This window comes from Treponema sp. R6D11 (assembly GCF_054786075.1).
The window spans coordinates 1-445 of the sequence record NZ_BDHD01000927.1; the positions used below are offsets into that span (position 1 = coordinate 1).

Genomic DNA, 445 nt, shown 5'->3' on the forward strand with positions numbered 1-445 from the left:
CTTATGGTAATTTGAACATTATAGATTGCAGTCCCACCGATACAAAATTGATAATAGGTAATTACTGTTCAATTTCACCTGGGGTTCAATTTTTATTAGGCGGTGAACACCGTACGGACAGTATTTCGACATATCCATTTTTAGTACAATGTTTTGGACATGAAAGAGAAGCGGGTTCCAAAGGCGATATTATCATAGGCGATGACGTTTGGATAGGTTTAAACGCCATTATTTGTACAGGAATAAAAATAGGACAGGGTGCCATTGTTGCAGCAGGCTCTGTAGTTACAAAAGATGTGGAACCTTATGCGATAATAGGCGGAAATCCCGCCAAATTGATAAAATATAGGTTTGAAGAATCAATACGAAAGAAACTTCTTGTAACTGACATAACAAAAATGTTTGATAATTTTACCGAAGAAAATATCGATTCAATATATAAACC

The 445-nt window shown here is 35.5% G+C and carries 1 protein-coding gene; it reads left to right on the forward strand.

Features of this window, described 5'->3' with window-relative positions; genetic code table 11:
* On the forward strand, positions 1 to 445 hold a 445-nt coding region (locus ACYVTD_RS16845; RefSeq protein WP_461248799.1), incomplete at both ends, for a CatB-related O-acetyltransferase.